General features: G+C 50.5%; 14 protein-coding genes. 9 read left to right on the top strand and 5 right to left on the bottom strand.

The annotated features are described in order from the left end of the window. Positions 1-165 precede the first annotated feature (165 nt). Both F0L74_RS30820 and F0L74_RS30815 read left to right on the top strand, forming a co-directional pair. Positions 166-2,616 (top strand): FtsX-like permease family protein, encoded by a 2,451-nt coding sequence (locus F0L74_RS30820; RefSeq protein ID WP_149841725.1) that lies wholly within the window; start codon positions 166-168, stop codon positions 2,614-2,616. 105 nt (positions 2,617-2,721) lie between these two features. Beyond that, positions 2,722-3,570, top strand: coding sequence for an aminotransferase class IV (locus tag F0L74_RS30815; RefSeq protein WP_149841724.1), 849 nt, complete (start codon positions 2,722-2,724; stop codon positions 3,568-3,570). A gap of 81 nt (positions 3,571-3,651) precedes the next feature. Here F0L74_RS30815 and F0L74_RS30810 read toward each other — a convergent pair whose 3' ends face one another. Together F0L74_RS30810 and mqnB are read right to left on the bottom strand one after the other, a co-directional pair. Continuing rightward, entirely contained in the window at positions 3,652-4,443 is a 792-nt protein-coding gene (locus tag F0L74_RS30810; protein ID WP_149841723.1) for a 1,4-dihydroxy-6-naphtoate synthase, read from the bottom strand. Between the two features lie 45 nt (positions 4,444-4,488). After that, positions 4,489-5,151, bottom strand: coding sequence for a futalosine hydrolase (gene mqnB, locus F0L74_RS30805; RefSeq protein WP_149841722.1), 663 nt, complete (start codon positions 5,149-5,151; stop codon positions 4,489-4,491). 62 nt (positions 5,152-5,213) lie between these two features. Between mqnB and F0L74_RS30800 the strand changes: the two genes are divergently transcribed. The 3 genes from F0L74_RS30800 to fabD all read left to right on the top strand — a co-directional run bounded on the left by F0L74_RS30800 (position 5,214) and on the right by fabD (position 7,291). Further along, a complete protein-coding gene (locus F0L74_RS30800; RefSeq protein WP_149841721.1) occupies positions 5,214-5,627 on the top strand; it encodes a 6-pyruvoyl trahydropterin synthase family protein in 414 nt (137 codons plus the stop codon). 65 nt (positions 5,628-5,692) lie between these two features. Next, positions 5,693-6,280: a GTP cyclohydrolase I FolE gene (folE, locus tag F0L74_RS30795; RefSeq protein ID WP_149841720.1), complete on the top strand. Its 588-nt coding sequence runs from the start codon at positions 5,693-5,695 to the stop codon at positions 6,278-6,280. A 120-nt stretch (positions 6,281-6,400) separates the two neighbouring features. Beyond that, on the top strand, positions 6,401-7,291 hold the full coding sequence (gene fabD, locus F0L74_RS30790; RefSeq protein WP_149841719.1) for an ACP S-malonyltransferase: 891 nt from the start codon (positions 6,401-6,403) through the stop codon (positions 7,289-7,291). A gap of 184 nt (positions 7,292-7,475) precedes the next feature. Here the strand turns inward: fabD and F0L74_RS30785 are convergent, their stop codons facing one another. Then, positions 7,476-8,318, bottom strand: a complete 843-nt coding sequence (locus F0L74_RS30785) for a GNAT family N-acetyltransferase (RefSeq protein WP_188316239.1) — start codon at positions 8,316-8,318, stop codon at positions 7,476-7,478. 78 nt (positions 8,319-8,396) lie between these two features. Continuing rightward, a complete protein-coding gene (locus F0L74_RS30780) occupies positions 8,397-8,864 on the bottom strand; it encodes a GNAT family N-acetyltransferase (protein WP_149841717.1) in 468 nt (155 codons plus the stop codon). A 92-nt stretch (positions 8,865-8,956) separates the two neighbouring features. Between F0L74_RS30780 and F0L74_RS30775 the strand changes: the two genes are divergently transcribed. The 3 genes from F0L74_RS30775 to F0L74_RS30765 all read left to right on the top strand — a co-directional run bounded on the left by F0L74_RS30775 (position 8,957) and on the right by F0L74_RS30765 (position 13,647). Further along, positions 8,957-9,655: an NUDIX hydrolase gene (locus F0L74_RS30775; RefSeq protein WP_149841716.1), complete on the top strand. Its 699-nt coding sequence runs from the start codon at positions 8,957-8,959 to the stop codon at positions 9,653-9,655. Positions 9,656-9,848: 193 nt separating this feature from the next. Next, complete coding sequence (locus F0L74_RS30770) at positions 9,849-11,711, top strand: ATP-binding protein (protein WP_149841715.1); 1,863 nt, start codon at positions 9,849-9,851, stop codon at positions 11,709-11,711. Positions 11,712-11,724: 13 nt separating this feature from the next. Continuing rightward, positions 11,725-13,647, top strand: a complete 1,923-nt coding sequence (locus F0L74_RS30765) for an ATP-binding protein (protein ID WP_149841714.1) — start codon at positions 11,725-11,727, stop codon at positions 13,645-13,647. Between the two features lie 85 nt (positions 13,648-13,732). Here the strand turns inward: F0L74_RS30765 and F0L74_RS30760 are convergent, their stop codons facing one another. Then, positions 13,733-14,731: a beta-ketoacyl-ACP synthase III gene (locus F0L74_RS30760; RefSeq protein WP_149841713.1), complete on the bottom strand. Its 999-nt coding sequence runs from the start codon at positions 14,729-14,731 to the stop codon at positions 13,733-13,735. 150 nt (positions 14,732-14,881) lie between these two features. Between F0L74_RS30760 and ruvA the strand changes: the two genes are divergently transcribed. Beyond that, the gene (ruvA, locus tag F0L74_RS30755; protein ID WP_149841712.1) at positions 14,882-15,469 is read left to right on the top strand and encodes a Holliday junction branch migration protein RuvA; all 588 of its coding nucleotides are present in this window, start codon (positions 14,882-14,884) and stop codon (positions 15,467-15,469) included. Positions 15,470-15,480 lie beyond the last annotated feature (11 nt).

Raw genomic sequence — 15,480 nt, 5'->3', positions numbered from 1 at the left:
AACGATAATTACGATCATCCACCCCACTATAACCCCCGTCCGGAACTGAACGCCTTTGTCCCGTAACCGGACAACCCCCTCCCAATCATCAAGTATATTTCACTGATAATTAACCACCTGCATTTTTGACCTGCTTTTTGCTACCCAACTGGCAATCCACTCGTCATGATCAACACCTATTTCAAACTCTCCTTCCGCGCCCTTTGGAGAAAAAAATCCTTCTCCCTGCTTAATATACTTGGTTTGGCCATTGGTATAGGCGCCAGCCTGCTCATCTTCCTGGTGATCCGCTACGAAATGAGCTATGACGACTACCAGACTAAACGGGACCGCATTTTCCGGATGGTCACTACGGACCGCAGCCGCAGCAATGGAGAAGTGGTGTGGCAGCATAGCATGATACCGGAACCGCTGGCCAAGACATTGCGCCAGGATTTCTCTTCTCTGGAAAAAGTCTCTGCGATGCAGGATATAGGGGAAGCCCAGATCTATGTGCCAGGCAAGAACCTGTCGGATGAAAAGCGGTTTAAAGAGCGTCATGGCATCTATTTTACAGACCCATTGTTGTATGATATATTCGATTTTAAATGGCTGGATGGTAACGCTACGGGGATAACAGCGCCTAATACGGTGGTACTTTCACAAAGTCTGGCCAATAATTATTTTGGCAGCTATGCCAATGCCATGGGCAAAACTATCCTCCTGTGGTCTTATCGTATACCGCTGCGGGTGGTAGGCATTTACAAAGACCTGCCGGATAATACGGATGTGCCGGTAAAAATAGGAGCTTCCTATGCCACCTATATGAAGATCAGGTTTAACAATGTAAATGGCCCGGATAATGAAGACTGGCGCGGTTTGTCTGGCAACTCCCAATGTTTTGTGCTGTTGCCCGCCAACCAAAACATACAAACGCTGCAGGCGAGGATGCCGGCCTTTGTAAAAACGCATTACCGGCAGGATGAGGATAAAAGCACGCTGGTATCTTCCCTTACATTTCAGCCATTGCGGGAGCTGCACCTGGATACGCGTTTTGGTACCCTCAGAGGTGATAGCCTTTCTCCCCGCGAGCTATGGGCATTGGCGCTGATCGGGATCTTCCTGCTGCTGGTAGCCTGCATCAACTTCATTAACCTGGCTACTGCGCAATCCGTTACACGGTCTAAAGAAATAGGCGTACGCAAGGTGTTGGGCAGCGACCGTGGGCAGCTGGTACAGCATTTCCTGTATGAAACCGCCCTGATTACGCTAATAGCGCTGATAACCGGCTGTATATTGGCCGCTATTGCCTTGCCTTCGCTGAGCAGCCTGATGAACAAACAGTTGACCATGGACCTGCTGCATATCCCATCTATCCCGGTATTTCTGGTGGGAACCTTTATTGTGGTAACGTTGCTGGCGGGATTTTACCCGGCTATGGTGCTGTCCGGCTTTAACCCGGTAGCTGCTATTAAAAGTAAGATCAGCGCTAAGACAGTAGGCGGTATTTCCTTACGGCGCGGGCTGGTGGTATGTCAGTTCGTAATAGCGCAATTACTGGTGATAGGTACCCTGGTAGTGGTGAAACAAATGAATTTTTTCCGCAGTCAGTCCATGGGCTTTCAGAAAGACGCGATTGTTCTGCTGGACCTGCCCAGTGATAGCACGCTGAAGCTTAAATACACTTACCTGAGAACACGTATGGCGGCAGTACCCGGTGTAATGGCAGCCAGCTTATGCGGCAGCGAGCCTTCTACCAGGGGCGGGCAGTATTGGGATCTTTATTTTAACAACAGCCCGGAGCGGCAACCTTTCAGCGTAAAGATAATGCGCGGCGATACCGGCTACCTGAATACCTTCCGTATGAAACTGGCAGCCGGCCGTTTGCCCTATGCCAGCGATACCACCAGGGAATTGCTGGTGAATGAGACCCTGGTAAAGAAACTGGGTCTTAAATCAAATAATGAGATCATTGGTAAGATGATCGCTTTTGACCGTAGCGGTAAACAAAGCCCTGTAACAGGCGTGTTGCGTGATTTTAATGATAACTCCCTGGCGGAGCCCATAGCGCCCATTGTCATGGGGACAGATGGCGCCGAGTATAGCACGCTGGCCCTGCGGCTTGATCCCGGCCATGTAAACGCTACATTGGCTAAGGTGCAGCAGGTCTTTACAGAAGTATATCCCACTTATATTTATGACTGTGCTTTCTTTGATAGCAGGATCAGCCATTTTTACGCCGCTGAGGCAATGACCGCGCAGCTGTTCAAGATCTTCGCCTTCCTGGCCATCTTTATCTCCTGCCTGGGGCTTTATGGGCTGGTATCATTCATGGCCGTACAAAAGACCAAGGAAGTGGGTATACGTAAAGTGCTGGGCGCTTCTGTACAGCATATCGTATATCTTTTTTCAAAGGAGTTTACGGTGCTGATAGGCATTGCTTTCCTTATTGCCGCGCCGGCAGGTTATTATTTTATGCAAAAGTGGCTGGAAGGTTTCCATTACCATACCCATATGGGTTGGGGCATTTTTGTACTGGCCATCATATTATCAATTTTAGTGGCATGGGCAGCGGTAGGTTATAAGGCAATAAAAGCGGCCCTGACCAACCCTATAAAAAGCCTGCGGTCGGAGTAAAAAAAGCGGATTTTAAATGTTAATTAACGGTTCTCTTCCATGAAATTTTCTTAACTTAACAAACCCAAGAAAAAAGCATCCTGTCACCTTAAAAAGCGTTCGAAAGTGCAAGCTGGATTCATTTGTTACAACGGAAGATTTCTTCCGGGATCAGAACCTATTTTAACGGCAGATAACCGTTCTTTCCGCTACGGCGATGGTTGTTTTGAGACCATGAAAGTGTACCAGGGCCAGGTACTATTGTCAGACCTTCATTTTGAGCGGCTGGCAGCCAGTATGAACCGGTTACATTTTGATGTGCCGCTCCACTTCACAAGGGATTATTTCTCCGGTCTTATTACTGATCTATGCGCCAAAAATGGCGTGTCGCGCCTTGCAAGGGTGCGCCTTACGGTGTTCCGTGGGGGCGGTGGTTTTTATGATCCGGTGGATAATACGCCGCACTTCATTATCCAGTGCTCAGAGCTGAGCCGTAAGATCTTTGAGCTGAATGAGAAAGGCCTGGCTATAGATGTGTTCCCTGATGCCCGTAAAAGCATTGATAAACTGTCCAGCATCAAATCAAATAATTGTCTGGCCTATGTGATGGCGGCCACCTATGCGCGCCAGCACCAGCTGGATGAAGCCATTCTGCTGAATCATCATGGCCGGGTAGCAGATACTACCGTTGCCAACCTGTTCATAGTGCGTGATGGGCGTATTTACACGCCGCCCTTATCAGAAGGCGGCGTATGTGGGGTAATGCGTAAATATTTACTGAGAACAGAGCTGCCCTTTAAAATAGAAGAATATCCGTTATCCATCACGGACCTTGAAAATGCGGATGAGATCTTCCTTACTAATGCCATCTACGGTATCCGTTGGGTAGGCAGTTTCCGCAACAGCAACTATACCAATGCCACGGCGGGCATCCTGCATGAGGTATTGTATGAAATGTTGCCGATAAGTTTGTGATATAAGTTATTAGCGGTTAGCTATTAGCGATAAGCGCCGGTGGGAACCAGGCCTGGATTGCTGGAAGCTAACCGCTAAAAGCTACCTCTTCAGGCCCTTCTCCATCAGCGTTCCTACTGCCGCATGGCCTTCTTCACCCAGTCCCAGGCTAAAATCATTTACGTACAGATCAATATGCTGGCGCATTACCTGCTCGTCCATTTCCTGGGCATGCTGTTTTACATAATCTGATAACTGGGGATAGCCTTTATACGCATACTGCAGGCTGTCATGGATAAGCGTATCTACCTGTTGCTGCACGGCTTCCGGCACATCCTTGCGGATAAAGATACCGCCCAGGGGGATAGGGCTGCCGGTGGTGCTTTCCCAGAACTCGCCCAGGTCTATGATCTTTACCAGGCCCTTCTGCTGATAGGTGAAACGGTTTTCGTGGATGATCACGCCTACATCTGCACGGCCGTCCAGTACGGCGCTCTCAATCTCTGAAAATACCATTACCTGTTTATTTTTGGCCTCTGGAAAGGCGATGGAGAACAGCAGGTTGGCGGTGGTATTATCACCGGGGATGGCGATCCGGCAGTTCTTTACATCCTCCGGCGCAATGGCTTTTTTAGCGATCAGTAAAGGTCCGCAGCCACGGCCCAGGGCGCTGCCGCTGTTGAGCAGGTTGTACTGCTCCTTTACTTTCAGGTACAGGGCAAAGCTGAGTTTTGTAATAGCCAGTTTACCTTCCAAAGCCCATTTGTTAAGGGTTTCAACGTCTTCCAGCGCTGTGTCAAATGTCAGCCCTCCTGTGTCGATCTTGTTGTTCACCATGGCGTCAAAAATGAACGTGTCATTCGGACAAGGTGAAAAACCTAATGATAAGTGCATGGTTATGAGTTTGAATTGTTCTGTAATTCTTTGATCCTGTATATGTTAGCGGCGGTTGTCCGCCATTTTTTTCATTACGTCGATCAGCGCTTCATTCAGCCCCTTTACCGCCAGTGGAATGTTCCATTTGCTTTTATCCCGTACCTCTACATAATTAGAGATACAGCGCAACTGCAGAAAAGGCACCTGCTCCACCAGGCAGCCATAATGAAAGGCCGCGCCTTCCATACTTTCCACATCCGGCGTATATTGCTGTAGCCGCTCTATGGATACGGCGCTACCGCTGACGGTTTGCACGCTTACGCTGCTGGCCACGGGTAATTCCGGTACATAAGGCAGCCCTGTAAAGGTATTTACCAGCCCGGTACCGGCAAAAGGGGGCTGGCCCTGCTGCCAGAGGCCTATTTCAAACAGGTCCCGGAAGGTGCCGGCGTCATCCACCCCCAGGTCGCCCAGCTGCTCCCGGCCTACCATTACCACCTGGCCCAACGGCCACTGGTGGTTAAAGCTGCCGGCTATACCTGCTTGTATGGCCACGTCCGGCCGTTGGCGGGCCAATTGGCGGCCCAGGTTCCAGGCCGTGTGCATGAGGCCGATGCCACTGATCAATATATCAATTTGGACGCCCGGAATAGGGCCGGATTGGGCTAAATATTCCTGGAAAGGTTTGATTTCCAGGGCGGTAGCAGCAGTGACCAGGAGATTCATCCTGTAAACTTACGGCCGACTCGCGGATTAATGGTATTTTTGCGGAAAATTTTGATAAAGTAATGATCTATTTAACGCGTGTGGAGAATTTCAATGCTGCGCACAAATTGTCCAATCCCGCCTGGAGCAAAGAAAAGAACGATGAGGTGTTCGGGAAATGTGCCAATGATAACTGGCATGGTCATAACTACGAACTGCACGTAACAATAAAAGGTACGCCCGATAAAGAGACCGGCTTTGTATTCAATGCCAAAACACTGGGAGATGTGATCAAGGATGTGATCGTAGAAAAGGTGGACCATCGTAACCTGAACCTGGATGTGGACTTTATGGCGGGCAAATTCACTTCTGCAGAAAACCTTGCCATTGCCATATGGGACGAGCTGGATAAAAACCTGCCCGAAGAAGTACAGCTGCACTGTATTAAACTATATGAAACACCCCGCATTTACGTAGAATATTATGGCGGCAAATAAATAACATACTACGTTTTATCATGCCGGCTTTAGAGATAGATTGGGAATCAGAAACTGTACAATAAATGGCATATAAGAAGATCGAGTCTTACGACGAAAAGGTCACTAATGGCCTAATAAAGAATTACCACGAATGTTTGCAGCTGATAGGGGAAGACGCAGAACGGGAGGGACTACTGAAAACACCGGAACGCCTGGCTAAGGCCATGCAATTCCTTACAGAAGGCTATCAGCAGGATGCAAAGGCAATATTACAGGGCGCTAAGTTCACAGAGGCGTACAGTGAAATGGTGATCGTAAAGGATATTGAACTGTACTCGCTGTGCGAGCATCATATGCTGCCGTTTTTTGGCAAGGCCCATGTGGCATACATCCCTAACGGTTATATTACCGGCCTTAGCAAGCTGGCCCGCGTGGTAGATGTATTTGCCCGCCGCCTGCAGGTACAGGAACGTTTAACACATCAGATCCTGGACGCTATCCAGGAGACGCTGCAGCCGCAAGGGGTGGCCGTAGTAATAGAAGCGCAGCACCTGTGTATGATGATGCGCGGTGTGCAGAAACAGAACTCTGTTACCACTACATCCGCATTCTCCGGGCAGTTTGGAGATGGCACCACCCGGGCAGAATTTATGCGTTTGATCGGGAAATAAGTGGGTAGTAAGTCTAATTTAAAGTGAACCTTCCGGAGCATTGATTCCCGGAAGGTTCTTTATTATCATATTAATTAATATTTACCTTTGCACTGCTATTTCAACTAAACTAGAACCTTAATGAAGCACGCTTACGTATTTCCCGGCCAGGGATCACAATTCCCGGGTATGGGAAAACAACTGTACGAAAATAACGCCAAAGCAAAAGAGTTATTTGAGCAAGCTAACAGCATCCTGGGTTTCCGTATATCAGATACTATGTTCAACGGTACGGAAGAAGACCTGAAACAAACCAACGTTACACAGCCGGCCGTTTTCCTGCATTCCGTTATTGCCTTTATGGGTATTGAGGATGCGCGCCCGGATATGGTGGCAGGCCACTCCCTGGGCGAGTTTTCCGCACTGGTGGCTAACAAGGCCCTCACCTTTGAAGACGCCCTGCGCCTGGTATTTATCCGCGCTACGGCCATGCAGCGCGCCTGCGAGTTACAACCTTCTACTATGGCGGCTGTACTGGCTTTGGACGATGCGAAGGTAGTAGAGATCTGTGCCGCAGTAAGCGCAGAAACCGGCGAGGTAGTAGTACCGGCAAACTTTAACTGTCCGGGCCAGCTGGTGATCTCCGGCTCTATCAATGGCATTAACATTGCCTGTGAGCGGATGAAAGCTGCGGGCGCTAAAAGGGCCCTGGTACTGCCGGTAGGCGGCGCTTTCCACTCTCCGTTAATGGCGCCTGCCAAGGAAGAGCTGCAAAAGGCCATTGAAAGCACTACTTTCAGTACGCCTTCCTGCCCGGTATATCAGAACGTGGTAGCAAAGGCGGTAAGCGATCCCGCAGAGATCAAACAGAACCTTATTGATCAGTTGACCGGCGCTGTAAAATGGACACAGTCCGTACAGGCCATGGTAGCAGACGGCGCTACTACTTTTACGGAAGTAGGCCCGGGTAAAGTGTTACAGGGGCTGATCGCGAAGATATATAAAGAGGCCGTTGTGAATGGCGTAAGTTAATGTGATGATGTGCTGATATGCTAATGTGCTGATGTGATGACAGATTATCTGTAATCGCATCAGCACATTGCGCTTTGGGCAGATGGGAGCTATATTATCTGTATTTGATATCGCGATCTGTTCATGGGAGGCTACTGATCATTTGGGAAATATTCCCTCATTGGCACATTAGCATATCAGCACATTAGCACATCAACTTCATCTCATACTGCTGTACCGTAAGCGTAAACCCATTCTTCTCTAAAAACGCCTGTAATCCCTTATTGTCATCTGTTATATTCACAAAAGAGAACGGGCCGTGGTATTCCTTTACCGCATGCTGTAACAGCGCGCTGGCAATGCCCTGCCGCCGGTGATCCGGATGTACGCCCAGCTGCCGGATACGTTTGGTACCGCGGTAAATGCTGATAAATCCCACCAGGGTATCCTGTTGATAGGCCAGCCAGGTGGCGGTATCTGTGCTCTCCCGTTGTATGCTGGCTATACTGTTGGCCCAGCTGGGCTGCTGGCTGCCAAAACTGCTGAGCAGGGGCCAGTCCGGCAACAGATCCTGGCGCAGCGTTAGATCTTCCCGTACCCTTTGCGGAGCAGGTTGGCCCTTATAACAGTGAAAGAAACGGCTTTGGGTAAAGCCGCAATGCCGGTAGGCTTTGATAGCGGGCGTATTGGTGCTGATCACTTCCAGCAGCAGCTGTGCTACTCCCTGCGTTTTAAACTGCGGTATATAACGCCCGTATAACTGTTGTACCAAACGTTGGCCCCGGTGGCTGGGTATCACGCCCGTACCGCCATTGTAAAGCAGCTGCGGGCGCCGCCAATCGTCTGTGCCATGCAGGATAAGCCCCACCAGCGAAGCGCCGTCAAAAGCGCCCAGGCTATGGGCCAGGCTGATGTTCTCCCCCTGCAGCTTCTGCTCCAGCAAGGGCATCGTGAGGTGGATGGGCACCATGTAGTCGCTGAATGCCTCATTAAAAACAGTACAGATAACAGGCAGCGGCGTATTTTCGAGGGTATTGAAGTGTAACATGATACAGGTTGAAGCGTAGTTACCCCTTACCATTATCCGCCAGTTAACCCACCAGCGCTAAACGCTAATGGCTAACAGCTAATCGCTGATCTCAATGCTCGCATTCCACCACTCAGGGTCAAAACGCGCATTATATTTCTTATAGAAATTAATAGCCGGCTCATTCCATTCCAGCACCTGCCAGGTAATGCCATTAAATTTTTTCTCCTTTGCTTCCGCGATCAGCCGCTGAAACAGCTGGTGGCCAATCCCTTTGCCCCGGTAGCTTTCCGTTACCACAATATCTTCCAGGTACATGCGGCTACCTTTCCAGGTAGAGTAGCGGATATAATACAGCGCAAAACCGGCAATAAACTCGCCGTCCTCCTGTTCTGTTACCGCTACAAAAGCCTTCCATACGGGCTTTTCGCCAAACCCTGCCTCAATAAAATGTTCCAGGCTAACCGTCACTTCCTGTGGCGCTTTCTCATACATAGCCAGCTCACGGATCAGCTCCAGCAGCCGCGCACAATCTTCCCTGCGTGCATCCCTGATAGTTATATTCATTATTTTCGCTATTGGATTTATTCTCTTATTATACGTACAGAATAGGGTGTAAATCTAACTAAAATCGTAAATTGGTAATAACCCGCTACGTTATGGAATCAGCATCAACCTTTTATACGGGCGTTCCCCGTCATTTAGTAGCAGTAGACGGTATCATATTCGGCTTTGAAGACAGCAGGCTTAAATTGCTGGTCATACAGCGCAAGGTAGATCCCAAACAAGGGGAGTGGTCGCTGGTAGGTGGGTTTGTGCAGGAAGGCGAAAGTACCGATGCCGCTGCTGCCCGCGTGCTTAAACAGACCACCGGCCTGGAAAACATCTTTATGGACCAGTTAGGCTGCTATGGAGAGGTGGAGCGCGATAGCGGCGCCCGGGTGATCTCTATCGCGTACTATGCCCTCATACGCGTAAAGGAGCACGATCATATACTGGCCGAAGAGCATGGCGCCCATTGGCTGGAGTTGCACCAGATACCGCCCCTTATCTTTGACCACGGCCGCATGATAGCGGACGCCCTCAAAAAACTGCGGGATAATGCCCATTTTCACCCCATCGGCTTTGAGCTGTTACCGGAAAAGTTTACCTTATCACAGCTGCGCAGCTTGTATGAAGAGATCTACCAGCACGAGCTGGACCGGCGCAATTTCCGGAAAAAGCTGCTGGCCATGAACATCCTGGAAAAGCTGGAAGAAAAGGATAAGACCACCTCAAAAAAAGGCGCACACCTGTATCGTTTTGATAAACAGAAATATGAGCAGCTCACCCGCCGGGGATTTGTATTTGAGATATAATCATTTATGTTCTTTTTTTCTCTATTTTCACATATGATATATCTTTTTACATAGATATTTTTTAGTATATTTTAATCGCGATGCGGAAGGAGGGTACACCATTACAATAAAACCCACTTTATTGAATAGCATTCGACATTGGAAATACATAATCCGGGGAGCATTATGTGTTTGGCTGCTCTGCAGCGCAAAATTGTTACACGCCCAAAGCCATGAGATCAGCAGGCTAAGGAAAGAGCTATACCAGGTAAAGGATAGCGCCCGTTATGTAGACATACTGAACCGGCTGTCTACCCTATACCTGCCCTACAACCTGGATACCTGTTTCCTGTATATCAATACCGCCCAGAACCTGGCAGACCGCCTGCACTATGCCAGGGGCAAAGCCGCCGTACAGAATAACCTGGGCAATTATTACGTGCTCCGCTCCAATAGCTACCTGTCATACCGGTTTTACCTGGATGCCCTGCGGGCCTTTGAAACGCTGGGGGATAGCGCCAGCATGTGCCAGGTGCTTAGTAATATCGCTATTTACTACCGCTACGAAGGGCGGCAGCCCTCCGCCACGTATTATATGTCGCGGGCCATGGATATAGGCCGCCGCCTGCCCAAGGACTCCCTGTATGCCATGGTGCTGGTAAATTATCATTTCGTACATGGGACGGACAGCACCCGGCGGGACTCCTGCCAATGGGCGCTGGAAAAGGCCTACAGCATTGCCTCCCGGTATAACGACGAGCGTATGCTGTTAAGATTGCGCATGTACGAGGCGGATAAACTGTTCCGCAAAAAACAATACGCCCCCGCACAGGCGCAGCTGCTGCAGATCATGCAGGATGCGGAGGAGGGCGGTTATACCTACCTGGCCCTCTATGCCGCAGACCAGATGGCCACCTACCGCATACAGTTAAAACAGGCAGATTCCACTACCTATAAAGCCGCCATGGTGAAATATGGCATAGCAGGCGGCTACTGGGAACTATTGCTGCCCACCGCCACGGAACTGTATACCTGGTATACCCAACACGGCCAGCGGCAGGAAGCCGCGCGCTACAGCGCCTTAATGCTGAACATACTCCAAAAGGAAAGTAACAATAAAAGCCAGGGCGAGCTGGATTATATGGCCTATTTCATGCAGGGCCGCCGGCTGAACGCCCTGCAGCTGCAACACCGCTCGCAACAACAGCAGCTGGATACCAAACGCCTGGAGAACCGCCGCCGCCGTTACCTGGTAGGCGGGCTGCTGTTGTCTGTAGTAGGCATAGCGGTATTACTGGGTTTCTTCTACTACTCCTACAAACGCTCCCGCCAAAACGCCGCCCGCCTGGCGGAAAAATACCGGGAGATCAGCGAGAAGAACACGCTCTTACGCACGCACGACGATTTTAAGAATAAACTCATTTCCCTTATTGCGCACGATTTCCGCCTGCCGCTGGTGCATATCAAGGAGATCACCGGTTTCCTGAAAGATGAGGCGCTGAGCATGGAGGAAGCATCTGCCCTGCTTACCCGCGTAGAGCGCAGCTCCCGCGATACCCTGTATACTTTTGACAGCATCCTGCGCTGGATCAGCTCCCAGCTCTCCGGGTTCGTATATACACCGGAGCGCTGCGACCTGCGGGAACTGGTGAGCGCCGCCCTGCAAAGCCTGGCGGATGTGATCAGTGAAAAGCAGCTGCGTGTGACCGTAAATATACCGGAGGGGCTGCAGGTACTGGCAGAAAGGGAGATGCTGCAGTTTGTGCACCGGAATTTCATACATAATGCGGCCAAGTTCTCGCCCAGGGAGGGCGCGCTGGATATTACCGCGGTAGTAGCGGGGGGTCAGATCACCGTTACCGTAAGGGACGAAGGCGTGGGGATACCGGAAGATATTTTGCCGCAGCTGTTTGAATACCGCGCCAATGACCGGCCAGGGCGCGCCAAACAGCAGGGGGCCGGGCTGGCGCTGATCATCTGTAAGGATTTTATGGAGATGATGAACGGGACCGTATACGCTGCCAATAACCCGGAAAAGGGGGCGGCATTATCGTATACGCTGCCGGCGGGGAACTAAACTAACAACTATTATGCATCGCTGCTATACATACCTCTTACTTAGCCTCTGGCTGCTGACCGGCAGCTTGCGGGCCCCGGCGCAGTTAAAGGAGATAGCTGCACTGCGTAACAGCCTGGCCCAGGTAACCGATAGTGTGGCGTATGTAGATATGCTGAACCAGCTGGGCTTTTACTACCACCTCAATAATATCGACAGCTGTTTCTGGTTTGCCACCCATGCCCGCGAAGTAGCCACCCGCCTGGCATACCGCAAAGGACAGGCCGGCGCCCTCCGTAACCTGGGCATTGTATACTCCCAGCAGCTGAACCTGCGCCAGGCCATTGCCTATGAGCTCTCTGCCCTGGAGCTGTACCGTTCCCTGGGCGATAGCGCCAGCGTATGCCATATGATGAATAACCTGAGCATTGACTATGAGGATGACGGCGATACCGCCATGGAACGTTATTACCTGAACCTGGCCATGGCTATGGGTAACCGCCTCACCAACGACTCTATGTACAGCCTGGTGCTCAGCAATTTTATCCTGGAGTATCTGCAGGACAGTACCAGACAGGATTCCGTTACATGGGCCTATCGTAAACTACAGGGCATTACCGCCCGGTACCCTTACTCCCGGGAATGGTTATATGCAAAAATGTTTGAAGCGGTGAACCTGCTCCGGCAAGGGCAGGGGCTGCAGGGAGAACGGCTGATCAACAGCATAGCGGATACCGCGCTGCAAAAAGGCTACCTGCACCTGGCCATAGAGGCCTACTCCCGTATTATCGACAATTTTATTCCCCTGGGTTATAAGGCCGACAGTATCCCTTATATGGGAAAGATCTTTGCGCTCTCGCAGAAAGCGGGGTATTATGAGCGGATGATGACCATGCTGCCTTTCCTGTACCGCTACTATGCGGCCGCAAAGGATGTGAACCAGACCGCCTACTACGGCCAGGGCGCGCTGGCGCTGGCCAATCACCAGCTGGCCCTGCGTAAAAGCCGCCAGGAGATCAATTACCTGGAGTATTTCCTGAAGGAGCAGGAGCTGCAATCCCTGCAGCTGCGTAATCAGGTGCAGCGGCAGGCCATTGAGCAGAATAACCTGCACAGGGCCACCCGGCGTACCCTTATATGGTTGCTGGGCGCTTTGTTGTTGCTACTGATTGGCATCACGGCCGTATATTACCGCCACTACCGGTCCTCCCGCCAGTACGAGCGCCGCCTGGCCGGTATGAATGCCGCTATCTCTGAAAAGAACCGCCTGCTCCGGGCCAATGATGATTTTAAGAATAAGCTAATCTCCGTGATCGCGCACGATTTCCGCGATCCGCTGAATAATATTATCCGCGTAGCCGCCATGCTGCAGAACCAAACCATGGATAAGGAGGAGATGATGCGTACCGTGGAGCAGGTAGAGGCCTCCTCCGGTAAAACGCTGGCCGTATTTGACAACATCCTGCGCTGGATCAAGTCGCAGCTGTCCGGTTTTATATATGCCCCGGCTCCCTGCAATGTGAGCGATATGATGATGGAAGCCCTGCACACGATAGAACCGGCGCTACAGGAAAAAGGGGTAAAAGTGGAGATGGAAGCGCCGCCTCATATTAATGTAGCTGCAGAGCGGGAAATGCTGCAATTTGTACACCGTACCTTGTTGAACAGCGCCGTTGGATTTTCCATGCCGGGCGGTCAGATAGTGGTACAGGCCAGGGAAGAGGCAGGCGCTGTAAAAGTGCTGGTAAAGGTATTGGAGGTAAGCATCACCGCCGCCATGCTGCCCCACCTGTTCGAATACCGGGGCACCGCCTATTATCAGCAGTACCGGGAGCATGATGCGGAGCTGGCCCTGGTGATCTGTAAAGACTTTATGGACAAAATGGGCGGCCATATCAGCGCAGCCCGTCAGCAGGAAGGGTTTGCGTTTATATATGAGTTACCCTCGTTTCATTAACAGCTATTTTTAGCCGTTAGCTGTTAGCGCTTAAAACGGAAAACACATCCGCTCCAATCACTAACAGCTAAAAGCTAACGGCTACTTACTTGGGATCGTATGCCCACTTAATATAACTAGCGCCCCAGGTAAAGCCGCCGCCAAAGGCTGCCAGTACCAGGTTATCGCCTTTTTTCAGTTGCTTCTCATAATCCCACAGACACAGGGGAATAGTACCGCCTGTCGTGTTGCCATAGCGCTGGATGTTCATCATCACTTTCTCTTCCGGCAGGCCCATACGCTGTGCAGTGGCGTCTATGATACGTTTGTTGGCCTGGTGTGGCACCAGCCATCTTACGGAGTCGGAGGTGAGCTGGTTGCGCTGCATGATATCATGCGCAGCTTCCGCCATATTTGCTACGGCATATTTGAATACCGTCTTACCTTCCTGGTACACGTAATGCTCCTTGTTGGTAACGGTTTCTATGCTGGCCGGACGGGCAGAGCCACCGGCTTTCATGTGCAGGAATTCGCGGCCATGGCCATCGCTTCTCAGGATGCTGTCTACCAGGCCATACCCCTCGGTATCGGGCTCCAGCAGTACGCCTGCGCCGCCATCACCAAAAATGATACAGGTGCTGCGGTCAGAATAATCGATAATGGCGCTCATCTTATCCGCCCCAATGACCATTACCTTTTTGTAACGTCCGCTTTCAATAAAGCGTGCGCCGGTGTCCAGGGCATACAGGAAGCCGGAACAGGCGGCGTTGATATCAAATCCCCAGGCATTTTTGGCGCCTATTTTATCAGTTACCACGTTGGCAGTGGCCGGAAATACCATGTCCGGCGTTACGGTAGCTACGATCAGCAGATCTATCTCCTCCGGGCTGATGCCTCTTTTACGGCATATCTCCTGGGCCACCGGCACACATATCTCAGAAGTGCCCTTGTCCGCCCCCTTTAAAATCCTTCTTTCCTTGATCCCCGTGCGGGTGGTGATCCATTCATCCGTAGTATCTACCAGTGTTTCCAGTTCCTTATTGCTAAGGATATAGTCAGGAACATACCCACCCACCGCTGTAATAGCGGCCGTTATTTTACCCATATTAGTGAATAGTTGTTTTTAACTAAGGCGTAAAAATACGATATTAAAAGAATTTCAAAAGTCTTAACTTATCAGTACTAGCCTCCGGCCGCCCGGAAATGAATCCCCACTTACGAGTTTTTCCGTAAGTTTGTTGACTTATTAATCCTTATGATCGCTTACCTAAATGGGAAATTAACCCACAAATCACCGGCTATGGTGCATGTGGAAGTGCAGGGAGTAGGCTACGAAGTCCAGATCAGTTTAAATACTTACTCCCGTATCCAGGGGTTAGAGAATTGCAAGCTGCTCACCTTTCTGCACATTAAAGAAGACGCCCATACCCTTTATGGTTTTTTTGACGAGCCGGAACGGACCATGTTCCTGCTCCTTATTGGCGTATCCGGCATAGGCGCCACCACTGCCCGGGTAATGCTATCCTCCCTGCAGCCGGAAGACATCCAGCGGGCCATTGCCATGGAGAACGAGAAAATGCTGGAAAGCATCAAAGGCATAGGCGCTAAAACGGCCAAACGTATAATCCTGGAGCTAAAAGACAAGATAAAAAGGAATAAAGATACAGGCCTGCAAATATCTGCTCCCGCAAACAATACATTGCAGGAAGATGCGTTAATTGCTTTGGTAACCTTGGGTATCGCCCGTAACGTGGCAGAACAGGCGATACAAAAGGTGCTGAAAACAGAACCACTATTGCAAGACTTGGAAGGACTTATTAAAAAGGCCCTGAAAAGTCTATAATTTTATTACCC

This window comes from Chitinophaga agrisoli (genome assembly GCF_008386695.1).
GTDB lineage: Bacteria > Bacteroidota > Bacteroidia > Chitinophagales > Chitinophagaceae > Chitinophaga > Chitinophaga agrisoli.
This window is presented reverse-complemented; position numbering and strand designations above follow the sequence as displayed.

Bases quoted from the DNA above. Each gene is read 5' to 3' on its own strand.
- F0L74_RS30820 (WP_149841725.1), top strand. From the start codon at position 166: ATGATCAACACCTATTTCAAACTCTCCTTCCGCGCCCTTTGGAGAAAA.
- ruvA (WP_149841712.1), top strand. From the start codon at position 14,882: ATGATCGCTTACCTAAATGGGAAATTAACCCACAAATCACCGGCTATG.
- F0L74_RS30810 (WP_149841723.1), bottom strand. From the start codon at position 4,443: ATGCACTTATCATTAGGTTTTTCACCTTGTCCGAATGACACGTTCATT.
- mqnB (WP_149841722.1), bottom strand. From the start codon at position 5,151: ATGAATCTCCTGGTCACTGCTGCTACCGCCCTGGAAATCAAACCTTTC.
- fabD (WP_149841719.1), top strand. From the start codon at position 6,401: ATGAAGCACGCTTACGTATTTCCCGGCCAGGGATCACAATTCCCGGGT.
- F0L74_RS30775 (WP_149841716.1), top strand. From the start codon at position 8,957: ATGGAATCAGCATCAACCTTTTATACGGGCGTTCCCCGTCATTTAGTA.
- F0L74_RS30760 (WP_149841713.1), bottom strand. From the start codon at position 14,731: ATGGGTAAAATAACGGCCGCTATTACAGCGGTGGGTGGGTATGTTCCT.
- F0L74_RS30785 (WP_188316239.1), bottom strand. From the start codon at position 8,318: ATGTTACACTTCAATACCCTCGAAAATACGCCGCTGCCTGTTATCTGT.
- F0L74_RS30780 (WP_149841717.1), bottom strand. From the start codon at position 8,864: ATGAATATAACTATCAGGGATGCACGCAGGGAAGATTGTGCGCGGCTG.
- F0L74_RS30800 (WP_149841721.1), top strand. From the start codon at position 5,214: ATGATCTATTTAACGCGTGTGGAGAATTTCAATGCTGCGCACAAATTG.
- F0L74_RS30765 (WP_149841714.1), top strand. From the start codon at position 11,725: ATGCATCGCTGCTATACATACCTCTTACTTAGCCTCTGGCTGCTGACC.
- folE (WP_149841720.1), top strand. From the start codon at position 5,693: ATGGCATATAAGAAGATCGAGTCTTACGACGAAAAGGTCACTAATGGC.